The sequence below is a fragment of the Spirosoma jeollabukense genome, from assembly GCF_054777855.1.
The window spans coordinates 135799-154074 of sequence record NZ_BAAHAD010000011.1 but is presented as its reverse complement, the minus strand read 5'-3'; the positions used below and the strand labels follow the sequence as shown (position 1 = coordinate 154074).

Annotated in this window: 15 protein-coding genes and 1 tRNA gene; 6 read left to right on the top strand and 10 right to left on the bottom strand. The window is 48.9% G+C overall.

The genetic code is table 11. The features are described 5' to 3' along the window. Window position 1: 1 nt before the first annotated feature. The 8 genes from trpC to ACYVEA_RS28160 all read right to left on the bottom strand — a co-directional run bounded on the left by trpC (window position 2) and on the right by ACYVEA_RS28160 (window position 7546). The gene (trpC, locus tag ACYVEA_RS28195; RefSeq protein ID WP_461116760.1) at window positions 2–811 is read right to left on the bottom strand and encodes an indole-3-glycerol phosphate synthase TrpC; all 810 of its coding nucleotides are present in this window, start codon (window positions 809–811) and stop codon (window positions 2–4) included. Beyond that, the gene (gene trpD, locus ACYVEA_RS28190; RefSeq protein WP_461116759.1) at window positions 808–1794 is read right to left on the bottom strand and encodes an anthranilate phosphoribosyltransferase; all 987 of its coding nucleotides are present in this window, start codon (window positions 1792–1794) and stop codon (window positions 808–810) included. Before trpD ends, trpC begins: the two co-directional genes overlap by 4 nt. A 31-nt stretch (window positions 1795–1825) precedes the next feature. Further along, window positions 1826–2497 (bottom strand): SAM-dependent methyltransferase, encoded by a 672-nt coding sequence (locus ACYVEA_RS28185; protein ID WP_461116758.1) that lies wholly within the window; start codon window positions 2495–2497, stop codon window positions 1826–1828. Next, window positions 2494–3060 carry an anthranilate synthase component II gene (locus ACYVEA_RS28180; protein ID WP_461116757.1) on the bottom strand — a complete coding sequence of 189 codons (567 nt, stop codon included), beginning with the start codon at window positions 3058–3060 and terminating at the stop codon, window positions 2494–2496. The genes ACYVEA_RS28185 and ACYVEA_RS28180 overlap by 4 nt, the downstream gene beginning before the upstream one ends. 97 nt (window positions 3061–3157) lie before the next feature. Continuing rightward, entirely contained in the window at window positions 3158–4630 is a 1473-nt protein-coding gene (locus ACYVEA_RS28175; protein WP_461116756.1) for an anthranilate synthase component I family protein, read from the bottom strand. Between the two features lie 172 nt (window positions 4631–4802). Then, window positions 4803–4876, bottom strand: a tRNA-Pro gene (locus ACYVEA_RS28170). An 86-nt stretch (window positions 4877–4962) separates the two neighbouring features. Beyond that, the gene (locus tag ACYVEA_RS28165) at window positions 4963–5430 is read right to left on the bottom strand and encodes a DUF2141 domain-containing protein (protein ID WP_461116755.1); all 468 of its coding nucleotides are present in this window, start codon (window positions 5428–5430) and stop codon (window positions 4963–4965) included. A gap of 190 nt (window positions 5431–5620) precedes the next feature. Next, a complete protein-coding gene (locus ACYVEA_RS28160) occupies window positions 5621–7546 on the bottom strand; it encodes a RecQ family ATP-dependent DNA helicase (protein WP_461116754.1) in 1926 nt (641 codons plus the stop codon). 204 nt (window positions 7547–7750) lie between these two features. On the opposite strand from ACYVEA_RS28160, the gene msrB reads away from it, so the two are divergent. The 3 genes from msrB to ACYVEA_RS28145 all read left to right on the top strand — a co-directional run bounded on the left by msrB (window position 7751) and on the right by ACYVEA_RS28145 (window position 10024). Continuing rightward, window positions 7751–8158: a peptide-methionine (R)-S-oxide reductase MsrB gene (gene msrB / locus ACYVEA_RS28155; protein WP_461116753.1), complete on the top strand. Its 408-nt coding sequence runs from the start codon at window positions 7751–7753 to the stop codon at window positions 8156–8158. A 109-nt stretch (window positions 8159–8267) separates the two neighbouring features. Next, on the top strand, window positions 8268–9551 hold the full coding sequence (locus ACYVEA_RS28150; protein ID WP_461116752.1) for a D-alanyl-D-alanine carboxypeptidase: 1284 nt from the start codon (window positions 8268–8270) through the stop codon (window positions 9549–9551). Between the two features lie 56 nt (window positions 9552–9607). Further along, window positions 9608–10024: a hypothetical protein gene (locus ACYVEA_RS28145; protein ID WP_461116751.1), complete on the top strand. Its 417-nt coding sequence runs from the start codon at window positions 9608–9610 to the stop codon at window positions 10022–10024. 474 nt (window positions 10025–10498) lie between these two features. Here the strand turns inward: ACYVEA_RS28145 and ACYVEA_RS28140 are convergent, their stop codons facing one another. Beyond that, window positions 10499–11797: an APC family permease gene (locus tag ACYVEA_RS28140; RefSeq protein ID WP_461116750.1), complete on the bottom strand. Its 1299-nt coding sequence runs from the start codon at window positions 11795–11797 to the stop codon at window positions 10499–10501. A 142-nt stretch (window positions 11798–11939) separates the two neighbouring features. Here ACYVEA_RS28140 and crcB point away from each other — a divergent pair, with 142 nt between their 5' ends. Both crcB and ACYVEA_RS28130 read left to right on the top strand, forming a co-directional pair. Further along, the gene (gene crcB, locus ACYVEA_RS28135; protein WP_461116749.1) at window positions 11940–12338 is read left to right on the top strand and encodes a fluoride efflux transporter CrcB; all 399 of its coding nucleotides are present in this window, start codon (window positions 11940–11942) and stop codon (window positions 12336–12338) included. A 104-nt stretch (window positions 12339–12442) separates the two neighbouring features. Next, window positions 12443–13858 (top strand): M14 family zinc carboxypeptidase, encoded by a 1416-nt coding sequence (locus tag ACYVEA_RS28130; protein WP_461116814.1) that lies wholly within the window; start codon window positions 12443–12445, stop codon window positions 13856–13858. Between the two features lie 327 nt (window positions 13859–14185). On the opposite strand, the gene ACYVEA_RS28125 is transcribed toward ACYVEA_RS28130, so the two are convergent. Beyond that, entirely contained in the window at window positions 14186–17440 is a 3255-nt protein-coding gene (locus ACYVEA_RS28125; RefSeq protein WP_461116748.1) for a TonB-dependent receptor, read from the bottom strand. A gap of 387 nt (window positions 17441–17827) precedes the next feature. On the opposite strand from ACYVEA_RS28125, the gene ACYVEA_RS28120 reads away from it, so the two are divergent. Next, complete coding sequence (locus ACYVEA_RS28120; RefSeq protein ID WP_461116747.1) at window positions 17828–18262, top strand: RrF2 family transcriptional regulator; 435 nt, start codon at window positions 17828–17830, stop codon at window positions 18260–18262. Window positions 18263–18276 lie beyond the last annotated feature (14 nt).

The following is an 18276-nucleotide window of genomic DNA, read 5'->3' as shown; positions in this document are numbered from 1 at the left end:
GTTAAATTGATAGCGTATTGTTCAGGTTATATTGAGAGACTAACGTAGCTAAAGCTGCGGCCGGGTCATTGGTTTTCATGAAGGCTTCGCCAATTAGAAAACCGTCGAAACCTGCCCGAAATAAGGTTAACATCGTGTTGGCATCGTGCAGGCCGCTTTCGGTGATTTTGGCGAACGTATCAGGAATTCGCTCAACCAGCCGCAGTGACGTATCAATGGACGTAGTAAACGTTTTTAGATTGCGGTTATTGACACCCACTAAATCGACGTTGACATTCAGACTGCGATCCAGTTCCTCCTCGTCGTGGACTTCCAGCAGCACCTGCATGCTCAGATCGTGCGCCTGTTGGCTAAGCAACGATACTTCATCAGGTGTCAGGCAGGCGGCAATCAGCAACACCACGTCAGCACCCCAGGCTTTGGCTTCAATAAGTTGATACTGATCAACGATGAAGTCCTTACGCAGAATGGGCGTACCGGGGTTTGCTAGTCGGGCAGCCTGTAAATCGGCGGGTGTTCCTCCGAAAAATGGCTCGTCGGTCAGCACTGAAAGCACGGCTGCACCGGCTTTTACGTAGCCCTGTGTCGTAGTTGCTACGTCGGCCTGGTCGTTGATGATGCCTTTGGAAGGGGATTTTCGTTTGAACTCGGCAATAATGCCCGTCGAGTATAAATCCTGAACCGCGTCGCGTGCTGAAAGGGCATGTCGCCGGAAGTCGGGCATCTGTTCCAGAACAGATACTGGGGTGGCGGCTTTGCGCTGTTCTACTTCAATTCGCTTTTGGGCAACTATTTCGTCAAGAATCGTCATGCTATCAATTTCTTAAAACTGGCCAATGCTCGTTTGCTTTCCAGCGATTCGCGGGCCAAGGCAACCGCATCCTCACGGGTATTGGCTTTGCCTGCGGCCAACAGGGCCATTGCCGAGTTAGCCAGAACAGCCTGCTTTTGCGCTGATGTTGCTTCGTCGTTCAGCACATTCAAAAAAATCTGTGCCGACTCATCCAGCGTCTGTCCACCAGCCAGCGATTCGGGCGTTAACGTATCCATGCCCAAGTGCTGTGGTTCCAGCAACTGCTCGGTTTGATTACTAATGACTTTGAACGGACCCGTCAACGAAATTTCGTCATATCCATCGAGCGCGTGCAGAATCATAAACCGCTTATCGGTTTGCTGATAAAGGTACGCATATAATCGCGCCAATTCAAGGTTAAAGACGCCAACAAGCTGTTTAGCAGGCTTTGCCGGGTTGATCATCGGCCCTAATACGTTGAAAAATGTTTTCACCCCTAAGTCACGGCGGATAGGTGCTACGTTCTTCATGGCTGGGTGGAACAGGGGGGCATGCAGGAAACAAATTCCCGCCGTTTCCATCTTGCGCTGTAACTCGCCAACATCATTCGTAAACTGATAGCCAAGTCGTTCCATTACCGTCGACGACCCGACCAGCGACGATACGCCGTGATTACCATGTTTAGCGACTTGCTGGCCCGCTCCGGCTACCACGAACGACGAGAGCGTTGAGATATTAAATGTGTCTTTACCATCGCCACCCGTTCCGCAAAGATCCATTGGATCGTAGGCTGCTAAATCGACGGGTAAACATAGTTCGAGCATGGCATCCCGGAATCCTTCCAGTTCTTCCAACCGAAGGCTTCGCATCATATACACCGTCAGGAACGACGCAATTTGTGCCGGATTGTACTCCCCCCGGCCAATACCCAGCAGCACCTGTCGGGCTTGGTCTTTAGTGAGGAATTTATATTCAAACAGGTGATTCAGAATGGCTTTCATTAGGTTTAGTTTTATGTAGAGCCTGTGCAGATTATTTAAGGCGAAGCATTTGATTGGCTCCTTTTTGAAAATGATAATCGACCGATACTATTTCCGTTCGAATTCCCCGTGCCTGACAGTCCGCTAAAACGCTGTTCAAGTATGGGGATGGCTGGCCATTCAGCGAGATCAACGGGAAAATGCGAACCTCACTGGCTACCCGGCATAGTTCACGCACTGACTCCAGATGAAACGCTTCCGGTAGCTGCTCTGAGTACAAAAAGAGCAAATGCGAACACAACGCTACGTCGAATGACCAGTCGGCAAAAGGCAGGCCGGGTAATGCATTTGCCACATATCGGCCCTGCTGTTGCCCATCCTCATAGTCACTTAAAAATTGAGCCATTGCTTGCATCCGCTTACAACCTAATTGATCCACGTCACAAAAGGTTGTCCAATGGTACCGGTCTTTATTTTTTCGCATTTGATCAATCACAGTATCATATGTGTCGTCAATACGTTTTTTAAGTTCCTGCCCGGAAAATTCATAAATCGGATCAACCGAAACAACGGAACGTCCTGCTTTAGTCATTTCGGTATTGAAACTGGCGGGACCATCACCCACGCCTAGGATTCGCTTTTCTAAATCAGCGTCGGTCAGATTAAACATTCGCTGATATTCGTCCAGCGTGCGGCCCCACGGAACGACTTCGCTCAGTTTCATATCGCCAACCAGTTTTCAATCATTTTTACGCCGTTCTCCGTCAGTACCGATTCCGGATGAAATTGCAGGCCTTTTACGTCGAAGCGCGTATGTGCCAGACCCATCACGCGTCCTTGCTCATCGACGGCCGTTATGCGTAAATCGGTAGGCATCGAATCGGGAACAACTGTCCAGGAATGATATCGACCGACCATCAATTCATCGGGAATGTCGGCAAATAGTTTTTCGGAGCGGTCCACAACCGTGGTTCGATGTGCAACGCCATGCAATACATCACCGAGGTTTTCGAGGGATGCGCCGTAGACTTCGCCAATGCCCTGATGACCGAGACAGATGCCCAGAATACTTTTTGTTGGGCCGTATTCACGTACCAGCTCCTGCATAATGCCCGCTTCAGATGGAATACCCGGTCCCGGCGAAAGCATAATTTTATCGTATTGCCCAACAGCGTCAAGGGAAATCTTATCGTTCCGAATGACGTCTGGCCGCAGCCCAAACTCCCGCAAAATGTAGACGAGATTGTAGGTGAACGAATCGTAGTTGTCTAAGACTAAAAGTTTCATGTTATTGGGAGTGAAGAATGTAGAGTGAATAGTGAAGAATAGACGTACAGCGTACAGATATTTATTTTGCACTATTCACTCTACATTCTTCACTGATTTAAATGGTTTTTGCCTGCTCCAACGCCATCCGCAAGGCGGCCAGTTTATTATGAACTTCCTGCGATTCGCTGTCAACCACCGACTTGGCGACAACACCAGCCCCGGCCTGATAATACAACGTATTGTCTTTACTCATGAACGTCCGGATCATAATGCAGTGATTGAACTCACCGTCGAATCCCATGTAGCCAATGCTGCCCGCGTAGAAACTACGACTCAAGTTCTCGTAGCGGTCAATCAATTGCATGGCGTTGTGTTTAGGCGCCCCCGAAAGCGTTCCGGCGGGAAAAGTTTCCGCCACAATTTGTAGCGGATCGGCGGTTTCGGTCAGATTGCCAACCACTTTCGAAACCAGGTGAATAACGTGCGAATAATATTGGACTTCTTTAAACGTCTCGACGTTCACTACGTCGCAGTTGCGGCTGAGATCGTTGCGGGCGAGATCGACCAGCATGACATGCTCGGCTGACTCTTTGGGATCGTCATAAAGTTTCTGCGCCAGCTCAGCATCATGAAGGTCATCACCCGTACGTCGGAATGTGCCGGCAATGGGATAGATCGTGGCTTTGCGGTCCTTCACCACAATCTGCGATTCGGGCGAGGAGCCGAAAAGTTTGTAGTTGCCATAGTCGAAATAAAACAGATAAGGAGAGGGATTCAGCGAACGTAGCGCCCGATATACATTGAACTCATCACCAACAAAGGGCGTCGAAAACCGGCGTGATAATACAATCTGGAAAACGTCGCCCCGCTGGCAATGATCTTTGCCTTTCTGGATAATGGCTTTGAATGCGTCATCGGTAAAATTCGATTCTTCGGGACCCGCCGTATTGAACGAATAGGTAGGATAGTTTCTTCCGGTAATCAGATCGCTGATGTAGTCGAGGCTGTCTTGCTCTAAGGTGCCACTTGTTGCCGAACTCTGGGGCTCACTATCGCGGAGGTAGCTATGCTCGAACAGGTACAACTCATCTTTGAAGTGATTGATTGCCAATACGTAGCGGTATACTGTAAAAACAGCCGTCGGAATCTGGTTCTCGGGGGGCACAGGTGCATGCAATGTAATATCCTCAAAACTCTGCACCGCCGGATAGCTAAAATAACCAAACAGGCCGTTGGTGATGAAGCGAAATGGGGCTTTTTCGTGCTGAAAACTGGCCTTGAACTCTTTGAAAGCGTCCAGCATTCTATCGGCCGGTAATTCGCTCGTCTGTTCATCGCCACCCGGCATTTTTACGGTTAATTGACCGACTGTTCCAGCATTTCGGTCGTACGAAAACCGGGCTACCGGATCGAACGCGATGTAGGAAAAGCTATTGTCACTACCGTGATAGTCTGAGCTTTCGAGCAAAATGCTGTTGAGGAAACGATCGCGGATGCGTAGGTAGATGCTTACTGGCGTAATGATGTCAGCCAGCATTCGCTTGTGGCGGCTGACAACGCGGTAGGTGGTTTTTGAGTCGATGGTCATGAGTTAATAGTCAATAGTGTTAGGGCTTGGGACAAAAAAATAAGGCTCACCGGGATGACGGTGAGCCTTTTATAGTGTTGGTATATACACAAAGCGGCAACCTCATCCTTGTTGGGAAGAGTGCCACCACCAAATGTTGTTTGTTACCTGAATCATTGTCTTTGTAAATGTGTCGGGGTGGCGGGATTCGAACCCACGACCTCTACGTCCCGAACGTAGCGCGCTACCAGGCTGCGCTACACCCCGTTAGGAGCCCACAAATATAAAAGCGTTTGTTTTATATTGGACAAAACTCCATTACTTTTTTCTGATAGATGAAAAATACTGACGTATCACATCTCCATGACACGCACCCGAATGCTTTTATTCTCGGTCAACTCAAGCGACGATTGGTCGAAGTCGGGTGGTCCCATCAGCATCGCGACGTTAGAGAAGCCAAAAGGCTCTGTGGGCATCTGGCCCGAGAAATCCATCTTCTGGTTGCCGTTTAAATCCTGAAATAACCTGACTGCGTACCGACCGGATTCCAGCCCTTCGAATACCGTCGTGATTTCGCCGGACGCCGGGATGTCAATTGTTTTGCGCTGAATTGATTCGCCATCAAAACTTGCCTTGCCGTTGGCCAGCCCCACATATAGTTTGCCCGATCGATTATTCACATTGGATATAACAACCGTGAGCGAGTAAGTAGCGCCGGTTGTAGTTGATGTAGCGGCTGTTGTTTGCTGGGCGAGACAGGGTTTGTTCAGATTGCTGATGAATAATGTGATTGTGATGGCGGTAGCGATAATTGTTTTCATGATTTGTCTTGGTTTATGGTTGCTTTTGTTCGACAGGACAAACATAACAGACCTAAAATGCCCTTGCCAACGAAAGGGACGAAGCACAGTAGTTAGGGATAAACAGCACGATGTGGGGTAAACAGGAAGGTCACAGGGATAATTGACAAGGCGAAATGACGGTTGTTACCGTCATAAGCGCAGTAGGAGATTATTGATTCAGTGTCAGATTTCCCCCTTTATTGTACTTGATTTCTTCTTCGGCCAGCATTTGCTTCACGGTTTGAGCCAGCGTCTCGGCGTCGGTCTGGGCGAAGTGATAGGAAAGTTGTTTGGGCGAAACGCCCGGTCCGTTCGCCAGTGCTACATAGTCCCGTACCTGCTCACGAACGGCCAATAATTCGTTCTCGGCGTTTTTCTTCTTTTTAAGGCAGTTGTCGCATATTCCACAAGCTTCTCCGGGTTTTTCACCGAAATAGGCTTGAAGCAGTCGGGTTCGACACTGGGTTGTGTGTTCGGTATAGAGGATAGCCGCCTGCACTTTACGCATCGCCAGTTCTTTGCGCCGATTTAATTCCTGTAAATTAATGGGTAGCGTGGGGGCATCGTAGCGGGGCGTCAGATACGTTAATTGCGGTTTATCTTTCTGCTTTTCGTAGATGACCACATTCCGCTGATTCAGCTGTTCCAGCAGTTCCACTATCTCGGGCTGATTCATTAAAAACGCTCGTGCCAGCGTCGATTCGGAAATCGTGATGAAGTCGGTGAAGAGTTCGCCCCCATAAATACGTAGCAATAATTTCAGGAACGAATCGAAACGCGGATTCATCACCTGAAACTCATATAACTGCCTATTGTCCAGCACTAAGGCAAGCCGGGAAGGGTGGTAATAATTTTCGCTCAGTTGAATAAATCCTTCCAGTTGCAGTTGCTTCAGCGCGTAATGCGTTTCCTGGGGTGGCAGATTGAACGTACTGGTGAAGGCACTCAAATCAAAATCATAACTGTTGAACTCACCACCGCCAACGGGTACGGCGGTATAATTCGCTACAGCCTGATAGACGCGACGCAGCATCTCAACAGGCTGGTACAGTTGTTCGGTACGATAACGCAGGTTTTCCAGATCACCGTTGGTATACAGCATCACGGCATACGCTTTCTGTCCATCGCGGCCAGCCCGGCCCGCTTCCTGATAATACGCTTCGAGCGAATCTGGTACGTCTAAGTGAACGACCACGCGTACGTCGGGTTTGTCGATGCCCATGCCAAACGCGTTGGTGGCCACCATGACCCGCGTACGGTCCTGAATCCAGGCATCCTGTTTCTCGGATCGCTGCTGAGTAGTCAGGCCTGCGTGGTAAAAATCCGCCGAGATTCCCTGGCGCGTGAGCCACTGCGCTACATGCTGGGTTTGCTTGCGGCTACGTACATATACAATAGCGCAACCGGGAACATTCAGTAGGATACGTAGCAATCGGTTTTCTTTACTCTCTTCCAGAATGGTCGAATACGAAAGATTAGGACGAGCAAAGGTCTGCCGGAAAATTTGGGGCGGTCCTCCGTCGGGGCTTTTTAGCGCCAGTTTGTCCAGAATATCGGCCTGAACGTCGGGTGTTGCTGAGGCTGTGAGCGCAATAACTGGCGTATCGGGAATGAGTTGCCGGAACTCCGCAATTTGCAGGTACGGTGGCCGGAAGTCGTAGCCCCAGGCCGAAATGCAGTGCGCTTCGTCAACGGCCAGCAGGCAGACGGTCATTTGCTTTACGCGCTCGATGACAATCTCGGTTCGCAATCGTTCGGGCGAAACGTAGAGGAATTTAGTGTTGCCGTAAATGCAGTTGTCGAGGGTCGTGTCAATCTCCCGGTAATGCATGCCCGAGTAAATGGCCGCAGCCGGAATGCCCCGTTTGCGCAACTGCTCGACCTGATCCTTCATCAAGGCAATCAGGGGGGTCACCACAATGCAAACGCCCTTCATGGCCAGCGTTGGCACCTGAAAGCAGATGGATTTCCCTCCTCCCGTAGGCATCAATACGAGCGTATCCTGTCGGTCCAATACCGTATTGACCACATCTTCCTGCATCGGTCGGAAGGTGGGATATCCCCAAAATTGCTGCAGTATTTGACGGACAGTCAATGTGTTTTTAGTTTATGGGATAGGGTTTACAGTGGGCTGACGCATGAAGGGCTGACGCGTCAGCCCACCGTAAACCGTATACTGGAAACCGTAAATCCTATCGCGAATTTACGGCACGAAACCATAAATCTTACCGAGATAATTTTACGTTTGTATCTACTATACTCAACCATCAACACAAACATCCGCATTTGCGGTCTCACTATGATTCAGAAAATTATCAAATCCGACGAAGAGTGGCGCCAAATTTTGACGCCGGAACAATATCGGGTCGCGCGAGGAAAAGGCACCGAACGGGCTTTTTCGGGCGAATATTGTGAAGCACATGATCCCGGTCTCTACGCTTGTGTTTGCTGTGGTACAGAGTTATTCGAATCAACGAACAAGTTTGAGTCGGGTACGGGCTGGCCAAGTTTTACGGAACCCATTGAGGAAGATCGGATTCGACTAGAAAAAGACTATAGCTACGGTATGTTTCGGGTCGAAGTGCTGTGCAATGTCTGTGATGCCCACCTAGGTCACGTTTTCAACGATGGTCCTCCACCCAATGGCCTGCGCTATTGTCTGAACTCCGTCTCGCTGGTATTGAAGCGTACGGCCGACTCAGAATAGATAGTAAAATTTAATTTAACCACAGAGGCACAAAGGCCACGGAGCACATAAACTCTGTGTACTTTGTGCCTCTGTGGTTAAAAATTACTCACGCCATCACAAAACAACTATGAGAGCTTTACCTCTGCTTATCCTCTTACTCGTTGTGGTCGGGTGCTCGCCAGCGATACGTATTAGCCGCGATCTGCGTACGAAATCCATTTATACTGATCATTTTACGGGCGTAGCGCTTTATGATCCCGCACGGAAAAAGGCCTTAATTCAGCACAATGCCGATAAGCCATTTACACCCGCATCGAATACCAAACTGTTTAGTTTTTACGCGGGTTTGTTGTCGCTACGTGATTCATTACCCACAATGCGGTATGCGGTTCAGGGTGATTCCCTGATTTTTTGGGGAACGGGTAATCCACTTCTACTTCATCCCGATTTGCCGGATACAAGTATGCTGGCTTTTCTACGTAACCGGTCGGAACGGCTATTCTTCTCCCCGGCGAATTATGATGGTCCACGACTGGGGCCGGGTTGGGCATGGGACGACTATAACGACGACTATTCGCCCGAACTGGCACCATTGCCCATCTACGGAAATGTTGCTCGTTTCGGCAAAGGAAGCCTTTCGGTGCATTCGGTTAGCCCATCGCGATTTTTTGATAGCACACGCGCTGCGGCAATTGGTAACGTAGTGAATAGTGTGCGCCGGGCTGAGTTTCGGAATCAGTTTGTTTGGCCAACGGCTGATAAACCCAGTTGGCAGGATGTACCATTTCGATGGTCACCCGAATTAGCCGCTCAACTGCTGGCCGACACGCTCCACCGCCCGGTTGGGGTTGTGAACGTACCGGTGTCCAAAAATGCCCGTTTGCTGCGGGGTTCTCTCGCCGATTCGCTTTACAAACGAATGTTATATATCAGTGATAATCAGTTTGCCGAGCAAGTTTTATTTATGATTTCTGCCGAACGCAACCTCGACAAACTCGATCCAACAGCCGAGCTGCATCGAATAATGTCTGATTCTATCTTGCCGTATTCGACGGCCTCAGCTAAATGGGTGGATGGCTCCGGATTGTCACGATATAATCTGTTTACACCCAACGTATTGATTGATCTACTTGGTCGGATTTACGCGAAAGTGCCCCAACAACGGCTATTTGCTCTGCTGCCAGCGGCTGGACAAGCGGGAACGCTACGTGACATGGCAATGGGAAATAAGCCGTATGTGTTTGCGAAATCGGGCTCGATGAGTGGCGTGTATAACCTGAGTGGCTACGTACTGACTCGCTCGGGTAAGTTGCTTTATTTCAGTATTATGCACAATAATTTTTCGCAGGCCGTCAGCGAAATGCGTCGTCGAACGGCAGCGCTATTGACAGACATTCACGAGCGATTTTAACGTGGCTAGTCGGTAACTGAAAAAGATTACCTACTATTGATACGTAATCAAGCGATATGAAGCAGACTCAGCCAAGACAAAAATCTAAACTGACAAAAGGGTTGTTAATCGTGGCCCTGTTGCTGAGTCTTTTTGCGTTTTTAGGGAATGTCGGCAACTGCCCGAATCGTTTAGCGCCAACGACAGGAATAGAGTTGTTTGCCGCGAATACACTAGCGCCTTACCAACACGGATCAGCAGTTGAGCGGCCTAGGCCTTTAACTCCAACCCGATTCTTCGCTCACCACTCTTGCTTAACAGTGGCGTTGTTAGCCTATAACAAGCTAATTGGTCATCAGATAAGTCTAGTGTGTGGTACACCGCCACTTCCTGCGGGGATTAGCAAATTCTTTCAACGCAAAACCATTCCTGCCAGCTCTGAGGCTCCTTACGCCAACTTCAGCAGCTCTGAGTTTCCAGCAAATCTCAGCTAATTTCCTTTCAACATCGTCTCCACTTATGGCGCTACGCACACGTAGCTGCCTCAAAATCATTGTTTATAATTTATGAAACGAGTTAAAAAGCTTTTAAAGCTACTCGTCCTACTATGTCTTATCCTGTTAGCCTTATGTGGGATTGGCATTAATGGGGCAGGGCCAGTGTTCTCTCAAACCAGAGAACGATACGTAGATACTGGTATTAAAACGGAGCAGGTTGACGTCAGGAATGAGGACGGAGACGAAACGGACTGATAAATTGCATCCAGGTAGTTGATAAACCGAACTCAATGAAACACGAGTTAAAATGGTCGTAATACGTCAACCCCACGGGCGAAGGGAAGGCGTTTTTTCGTTGAGATGGCGGTTTTAAAATGCCCTTAAACCCGAAGGAATAGTCAAAATTTTTGCGGACCATGAAATGAAGGGGGTAGACCCGCCCGTAAAGATTGACCAGAGCTTTCGGTCCATCTATCGCTTGATCAGTAAATACACCGGGTAGCTAACGGCTATGAATCCCAGTGCATAGCGACTGCTTTCAAAATCACTGAGGACCACGCCGACCAGAAAGGCCAGCGATGCAATCAGTAATGTCCAGGTTGAAAACGGGTAACCCCACGCCAGCACAGGACGCGGGAGTTCCGGTTCAGTTTTCCGTAGCCGAATTAGCGCGGCAAAGCAGGATGCGTAGCAAAGCACGAAAAAGAACGTAGCAATGTCGGAGAGCTGGCTGTACGTATTGGTTAAAATCATCAAAATTGATGCCGATGCTGTCAGGATGGTCGCATTTAGTGGCGTTCCTCCTTCGTTGACGTGCGTAACGAACGGAAAAAACAATCCGTCGCGGCCCATAGCAAAAATAACGCGCGGATTGAACATGATTTGCGCGTTGATGATGCCCATAATTGAGATCATCAATAAGAACGTAACCACCTTCGCGCTACCTGGACCGAACAGCAGCTGAACCGCATCGGCAGCGGGTAATTTCGATCCGGCGAGGGTGGACATTGGTAATACATAAAGCAGCGCCAGATTGACCAGAATGTAAATGCCAATGATAAGTAACACCCCCCGAATCATGGAACGAGGTAAGTTTCGACTGGGGTCGACGTCTTCTTCGGTGAAGTAAGCGGCCGTATGCCAACCGTCGTAGGTATAAAAAACGGCCTGTAGCGCGGCCAGGATACCCAACCATATACCTCCTTTGGCCAGGGGACGTACCGTATCGATCGCTATAGGATTTTCGGGTGTAATAACAAAGCAGATGACCACGAACGCTAATAGGCCCACGGCCTTCAACACACTCATCACTTCCTGTGCCCGACTGGCCAACCGTACACCAATAGAGTGAAAAGCCACGAATGCCACCAGAATCCCAATGGCCATGCTTTTTTGGTAATCCACCAGCGCCGGTGACAGCAAACCAATGTATTCACTCATAACGGCTGCCCCAAAAGCCATCGCCGAGATGCTCCCAAGCCAGCTACTTATACCGATAATAAAACCGGCATAGTTGCCAAAGGCTCGTCGGGCATATACATACCAACCACCGGCTTTTGGCAACATGGTTCCCAATTCCATCACCGATAGTGATCCCATGAGCGCGTATAATCCTACAGTCAGCCAGACGGCAATAATGATGGTGGGATTACCGATTTCCTGGGCAATGGGGCCGGGTTTTCGTAAAATCCCCGTACCAACAGTGCCGCCAATCGTAACGGCTACGCCAAAGCCGACGCCCAGGAGTTTTTTAAGTTGATTCTTGGCCATAATTGAAGTAGGGTGGGACGTAACGCGACTTTCCAGCCACGTGATACAAAGGGTCGTTAACAATGATAGCGAAAAGTTGCCTGTTTTGCGCGTTTAGGAGCGGTAAGGGCTGTAATTCCTGCTTTTTCGTAAGTTTGCCTGCATGAGAGCTGTGCTGATGCATCCTTACGTACTGGTTTTTATGGGTGGGGGCGTAGGAAGCGTACTTCGCTACGTTGTCGGGCGATTCATTCCAGCTACACTCACAAGTTCACCGTTTCCAACCGCCATTCTGATCATTAACATCGTTGCCAGTTTTGTGCTGGGTGGCGTAACAGGCTGGGTAGTCAGCCGGTCGATGGGAGCGGTGGGAGAGGAGGCTCGCCTGCTGATTGGCGTTGGTTTCTGTGGCGGACTTAGTACGTTTTCCAGTTTTAGCTATGATACAGTGGCCTTGTTGCAAAACGGCCGTCCAGTCGCTGCGTTAGTAAATATTGGTCTGAACATTACGTTGTGTTTGCTGGCTTCAGCTGGCGGATTGTGGCTTGGTCAAAAACTATAAACTGTGTAAGGATGCGAAGGATACTGGATAACCCAAAAGAGCATCTGTTAAAATCTGCCCGGCTCATATGCCAGATTCGTCTGTTCCTATTTTCATTATTCATGATGTCAACTTCTTCACAAGCTCAGGACGTAGCGCGTCGGCTGTACGATGCACACGAAACGTTTAAAGAGAAAGCATTAACCCACCGGCGTTTTAAGCATGCCGATATGATTCCCTTACTAAACTCCCTGACTGGCCCGCTATCAGTTAGTCAGGTGAGTGAGTCGCTGGAAAAACGGGCTATTTATCAGGTAAAAGCCGGAACGGGCATAACTAAAGTATTGCTGTGGAGCCAGATGCATGGTGATGAAGCTACGGCAACAATGGCGATGTTCGACATTTTCAACTTTTTACAGGCAAAAGGCGATGGCTTCGATGAGGTAAGGAAAGCGATTCTGTCTAAAACGACCCTGTATTTCGTACCGATGCTCAACCCCGACGGCGCCGAACGATTTCAACGGCGAACCGCCACCGACATTGACATGAATCGTGATGCGCTACGGCTGCAAACGCCGGAAGGAGCGCTTCTCAAAAACCTTCAGCAAACACTTCAGCCGCTTGTCGGATTTAATCTTCACGACCAAAATCCACGCTACAGCGTCGGCAAGACGGGTAAACAGGCGGTGGTGTCATTTCTGGCAACGGCTTACGACGAAGACCGGAATGTAAACGATATTCGGCAGCGGTCGATGCAACTCATTGTGGGGATGAATCGGGTGTTGCAGCAGTTTGTGCCGGGGCAAATTGCTCGTTACGACGATGAGTTCGAACCACGCGCCTTCGGTGATAATATTCAAAAGTGGGGTACTACGTTGATCTTGATTGAGTCGGGAGGTTTCAAAGGTGATTCGGAGAAAATGGCCATTCGACGATTGAATTTCGTGGCCATTCTAACGGCCCTGCAAGCCATCGCTGATGTGTCATACAAACAGGAAAACATTGCCGACTATCAGGCCATTCCCGAAAATGGGCGCGCACTGTTCGACGTACTGATTCGCAATGCTACTGTGATGCGTGAAGGTCGTCCGGTGTTGGTTGATGTCGGTATCAATCACAACGAAGTCAATGACAAAGCGGCCAAAACGTTTCAGTACAAGAGTGTTATCGACGATATTGGCGACTTGTCAACGTTTTACGGGTTGGAAGAAATCGACGCAACGGGTCTGACGCTGACGCCCGCATACATCTATCCTGATACGCTCGACTCGGTTACTGAACTCGCTAAGCTGGATTTGCCAGCCCTCCGTCGTGATGGAATTGTGGCGTTCAAGGTGCAAAAAGCGCCAGCCGATACGTTCCCCGAGCAAGCTGTACACGTAGTAAATGAAGGCGAATTACCCGCTCAACCGCTCCAATTGGAGCAGATTCCTACTTTTTTGCTCAAAAAAGGGAATCAGATTCAGTACCGCTTTGTCAATGGTTTCTGGAAAGACAATAAGATCAATGCCAGCGAACATCAGAATGGTGTGATTGATTGACGCCGATCAACATAATTCAAGCATAACATTGGCATAACGTTCGTGTAATACTAGACTGGTAGCTTTGTCCTGTTAAAATTCTCACGAACGAGTTATTATCTAATTCTTCATATTGGTGTCGCCGGAAAGGCCAGTGTTTTACGCTGGCTTTTTTCTTTATTACTGTCACGTCTACGCTTGTCTTTATGACCCCGCTGGTACGCCAGCCCGGTCGGAAAGCCAAGCGTAGACGGTATTGAAAGCTCTGTTTGTACTGAAAGATAAGTGTAAACGCAAACCGCCCGACTTTTCAGCCGGGCGGTTTATTGTTGAATAGAAGAGGAAAGACTAGAACGTATATCGGGCACCGAACTGCATCTGCCAGCGCGACGCTAATGGATCAATGGAGTACGGTACGCCCGGCTTAGACCAGCTAAACGTTGGATCGCCGGTTGTTGGGTTGGTTGCCCGCGACAGACCAACCGACGCCGTTGAGTTGAACGTATTGGGCGAGAAGTAGTAGTAGCCCAGTTTCTTGTCCAGCAGATTCAGGAAATTGATCACGTCGTAGCTGATCTGAATCGACTGACGACCTTTCAGTTTAAACTCATGTAGTAAGCGCAGGTCCAGCGTATTGTTCCAGGGGGTCCGGCCACCGTTACGTTCGGTGAAGTTCCCTTTGCGCGTTTTCAGGTACGAGTCCGATTCAACGTACGCCATGAAGTCAGCGGCTTGTGTTCCCGTAGGTATCAGCTTTTGAGCTTCAGCCAGATCTTTTGGAATGTAAGCTAGGCTGTTGGCCTGCCCTGTTCCATCGACGGTCGTGTTAACATATCCCCAGGAGAAAGGCGTTCCGGATTGTAGCGAATAAAACAACGTAACGGTTGTGGCATTACGCGGATTCCAGATCTGACGGTAGTTAATCGTGCCAACAATGCGGCTGCGGATGTCGAAGTTCGAGTAAGCCAGTTGGGGATCGTTTGGCGTTAGTGACTGGTTCAACTGCCAGTTCGACTCCATCGAGTTCCGGATACCGTTGGTAATATCGAACGACTTACCATAGGTATAAGCCGTTGAGAAACCGAAACCAAACGGGAAGTTCCGTTGCACTTGGGCGGTCAAACTGTAACGATAGCCTTTGTTGGTATTCGAAAGCAGGTAGGCGTTCGCGAAGTTATTGTCGATCCGCTGCGCCCCGGCCGAACCGTTAGCTGCGGTGTAAATCGGCTGCTGGTGTTGGGTGTCGTAGCTGTAGTATCGTACTACGTCTTTGGTGTTCACCTGCTGGAACTTCAGGTCCTGAATAACTTTTGTGTAAAGTCCTTCAAGCGTGAATTTGTAGCCACCTACCGTGTAATCGACAGCGATATTGTTCCGGAACATCTGCGGCATTTTGAAGTTGTTGTCGATCAAGTCAACCTGTGTCCGCTTCACACTACCACCAATCGAAGCATTAGCCGGATTTTGATCGATCAATACACCACCGTTCGGAATGAGCGGATCACCTACGATTTTAGTCGTTGCCGTCGCATTGTTGTTATAATCATATGCGCCATAGCCAACGCCGTTGTTGTAGAAGGCATACCCTAACCAGGCAAATGGAATCCGACCTGTGAACAAGCCCGTTCCCCCCCGAATCACGACGCTCTTGTCGCCCAGTACGTCGATGTTGATACCCAGCCGAGGTGAAATTTGAACGTTGTTCAGGTAATTGTTCGTAATCTGCTTCAGGGGTGTGTAGCTATACGTAGTACCCACGGCAGGATCACCCGCCGAATTCGTTACCTGCGAGCTAAGCTGCGGTTTGTTAGGCAAACCGGCATAGTCAAGGCGAATGCCCGGAGACAGTTTAACCCGCTCAGAAACCTGGATTTCATCCTGAATATAAGCGCTTAACAGGTTGACGTTGAAGTGTGCATACGGATTATTAAACTGATTGTCCAGATTGTTCGTCAGGTCGCCAAACGGATAGCTGCCCCGAACCCGGTTCGGTAACGGTAAGTTATTGGGTGTACCCTTACCCAGAAACTGATCGAGGGTACTGTACGAAATCCGTCCGTTGGGCGAGTTCACAAAGCCATAATCGATGGTATAAAACTCGTTGTGCGTCCCAATCGTGAATGTATTGATGCCTTTGTAGAACGTGAAGTTGTCGGTTAATTCGAACGTCTTCTGTTTCATGTTGAATACCGATGCTTCGCGGTCATTACCCAGGAAGATCGTGCCGCCGTTATAACCAATTTCTACCTGTGGGAAAGAACGGACATTGGACAACGTAGTACGATAGTCGTGAACACTCGAATAGCCGAGGATCAAACTGTTTGACGCTTTACCACCAAACTGAGTTTTCAATTCGGCTACGGTGCTGCTCTGGTTGTTGTTCTGCTTAAAGTCGATGCTGCCGAAGCGAAAGTTAGCGGCATCGCGCTCCAGATTAGTCGCTTCTGAAAAGACCGTATTGTTGCGGATACTCAACTGATTTTTGTCGTTGATGTTCCAATCCAGCCGGTTAAAAAATTTGGTGCTTTTCGAGTAAATCGAATAATTGCCTGAAGCACCAGCATCAAGACCGTAATTCTCTCTAACAAAATCGGTGATTTGCTGTGCTACGGCTGCATCTTTAATCAGCGAGCTAGGCGTACCGGCCTGAAACTGAACAGGGTCCTGCCGGTTGGTGATTTCTTCGTTGGTGAAGAAGAACAGTTTGTCTTTGATCAGCGGCAAGCCAACCCGGACGCCCATCTGGTATTCATGAAAGGTGTTTGGCAATTTCTCTTTCGTGCCCGATGCGCCGTTCCAGGCACCCGTCAGCGTCGAATTCCGACCAAAGGCGTATACGGACCCCGTCACTTCATTCGTACCGGTACGGGTCACTGCATTGATTGAACCACCCAGGAAGTTACCTAAGCGTACATCGAAGGGAGCAACGGCCACCTGGATATCTTGAATAGCGTCCAGACTGACCGGATTGGTACGAGTGCTGGAACCCGGCTGGCCCGATGAACCTGTAGCACCACCGAGCGATGGGCTGAAACCAATAGCATCGTTGTTAATAGCTCCGTCGATGGTTACGTTGTTATACCGAAAATTTGTGCCCGCAAACGAGTTATTGTTATTGGCCTGGGGCGACAAGCGCGTCATGTCGGTAAGGCTTCGCGAAATGGTTGGCAACCGACGAATCGTTTCACTGCTGACGCTAAGACCTGCGCCTTGTTTTTCGCCCTCGCGGCTACCTTTCACCACTACTTCGGTTAGTTGGGAACTAGCATCCTTGAGAGCAATGGTGAGGTTGGTTGTTTCGCCTAATTGAAGCACTATGTCCGAACGTGTTTCGGTATTGTAGCCTACGTAGGTCACCACAATCTGGTAAGGACCCCCGGCATTCATGCTGTTGATTCGGAAACGGCCTTCAACATCGGTGACAGCCGCATATTTGGTGCCGGTTGGCGTATAAACAGCCTGCACAGTTGCCCCAGGCAGACCTTCTTTTTTGGCGTCCGTAATATGGCCACTTAACCCACTGGTCGTCACCTGTGCCCAGGAGGCAGAAAAGGCGGCTAGTACTAAAAATATGAGTAGAGCTGTTGAGACAAATAATTTCATTTGTAGTAACGGGGTGATTTTCGGTGCAAAATTCACCCAAATCCAGGCGCTCCCTGTTAAGCAAATGTTACGAAATCATTGAGCAGAGTTAAATTTTAGTAACACCCGATAAGGGTCAAATTATCTATACTAATTACAGGTAACATATCTTAGAAAGAATATAAATGTTACTTATGTGTCAAGTTTGGGTCTAATACCCAACTTAGTCCATGAACTTTTAGGTAAATTGTGGGCGTTTGACAATAAATACGCAAAAACAGTCAGTACCACCAAGTTAACGGATGCTTAAGCTGTGAATAGGCAGGTGTTAGTCGCCTATATATGAAGCAATTTCAGCGTTCGTAGTAAGTTCACTATATTTCCGTCAATCCCTTATTCACCGTAACAATGATTTCAAAGAAAGCAAAATATGCCATTAAAGCCCTTAAAGTTCTGACAGAAGAGTATGGCAAAGGGCCCGTGCTCATCTCCTATATTTCGGCGAAAGAAAACATCCCCAAAAAATTCTTAGAGGCTATTCTGCTTGAGCTACGTAATCACGGTATTCTGCAAAGCCAAAAGGGGAAAGGTGGTGGCTATTTGCTGCGTGTTGATCCGGCCCGTGTTAATCTGGCACAGGTGCTACGTGTTATCGATGGTCCTATTGCGCCTACGCCCTGCGTATCGTTCAATTTCTATGTTAAGTGCGACGATTGCAATGACGAAATAACCTGTGCACTACGTCCCATTATGGAGCGCGTTCGGGATGCGAACTTAGCCGTCTATGAAAATACGACCTTAGTGACATTCCAGACCTTGGCTGCTGCAGTCGAAGTCCAATAAAAGTTTCCAAAGAC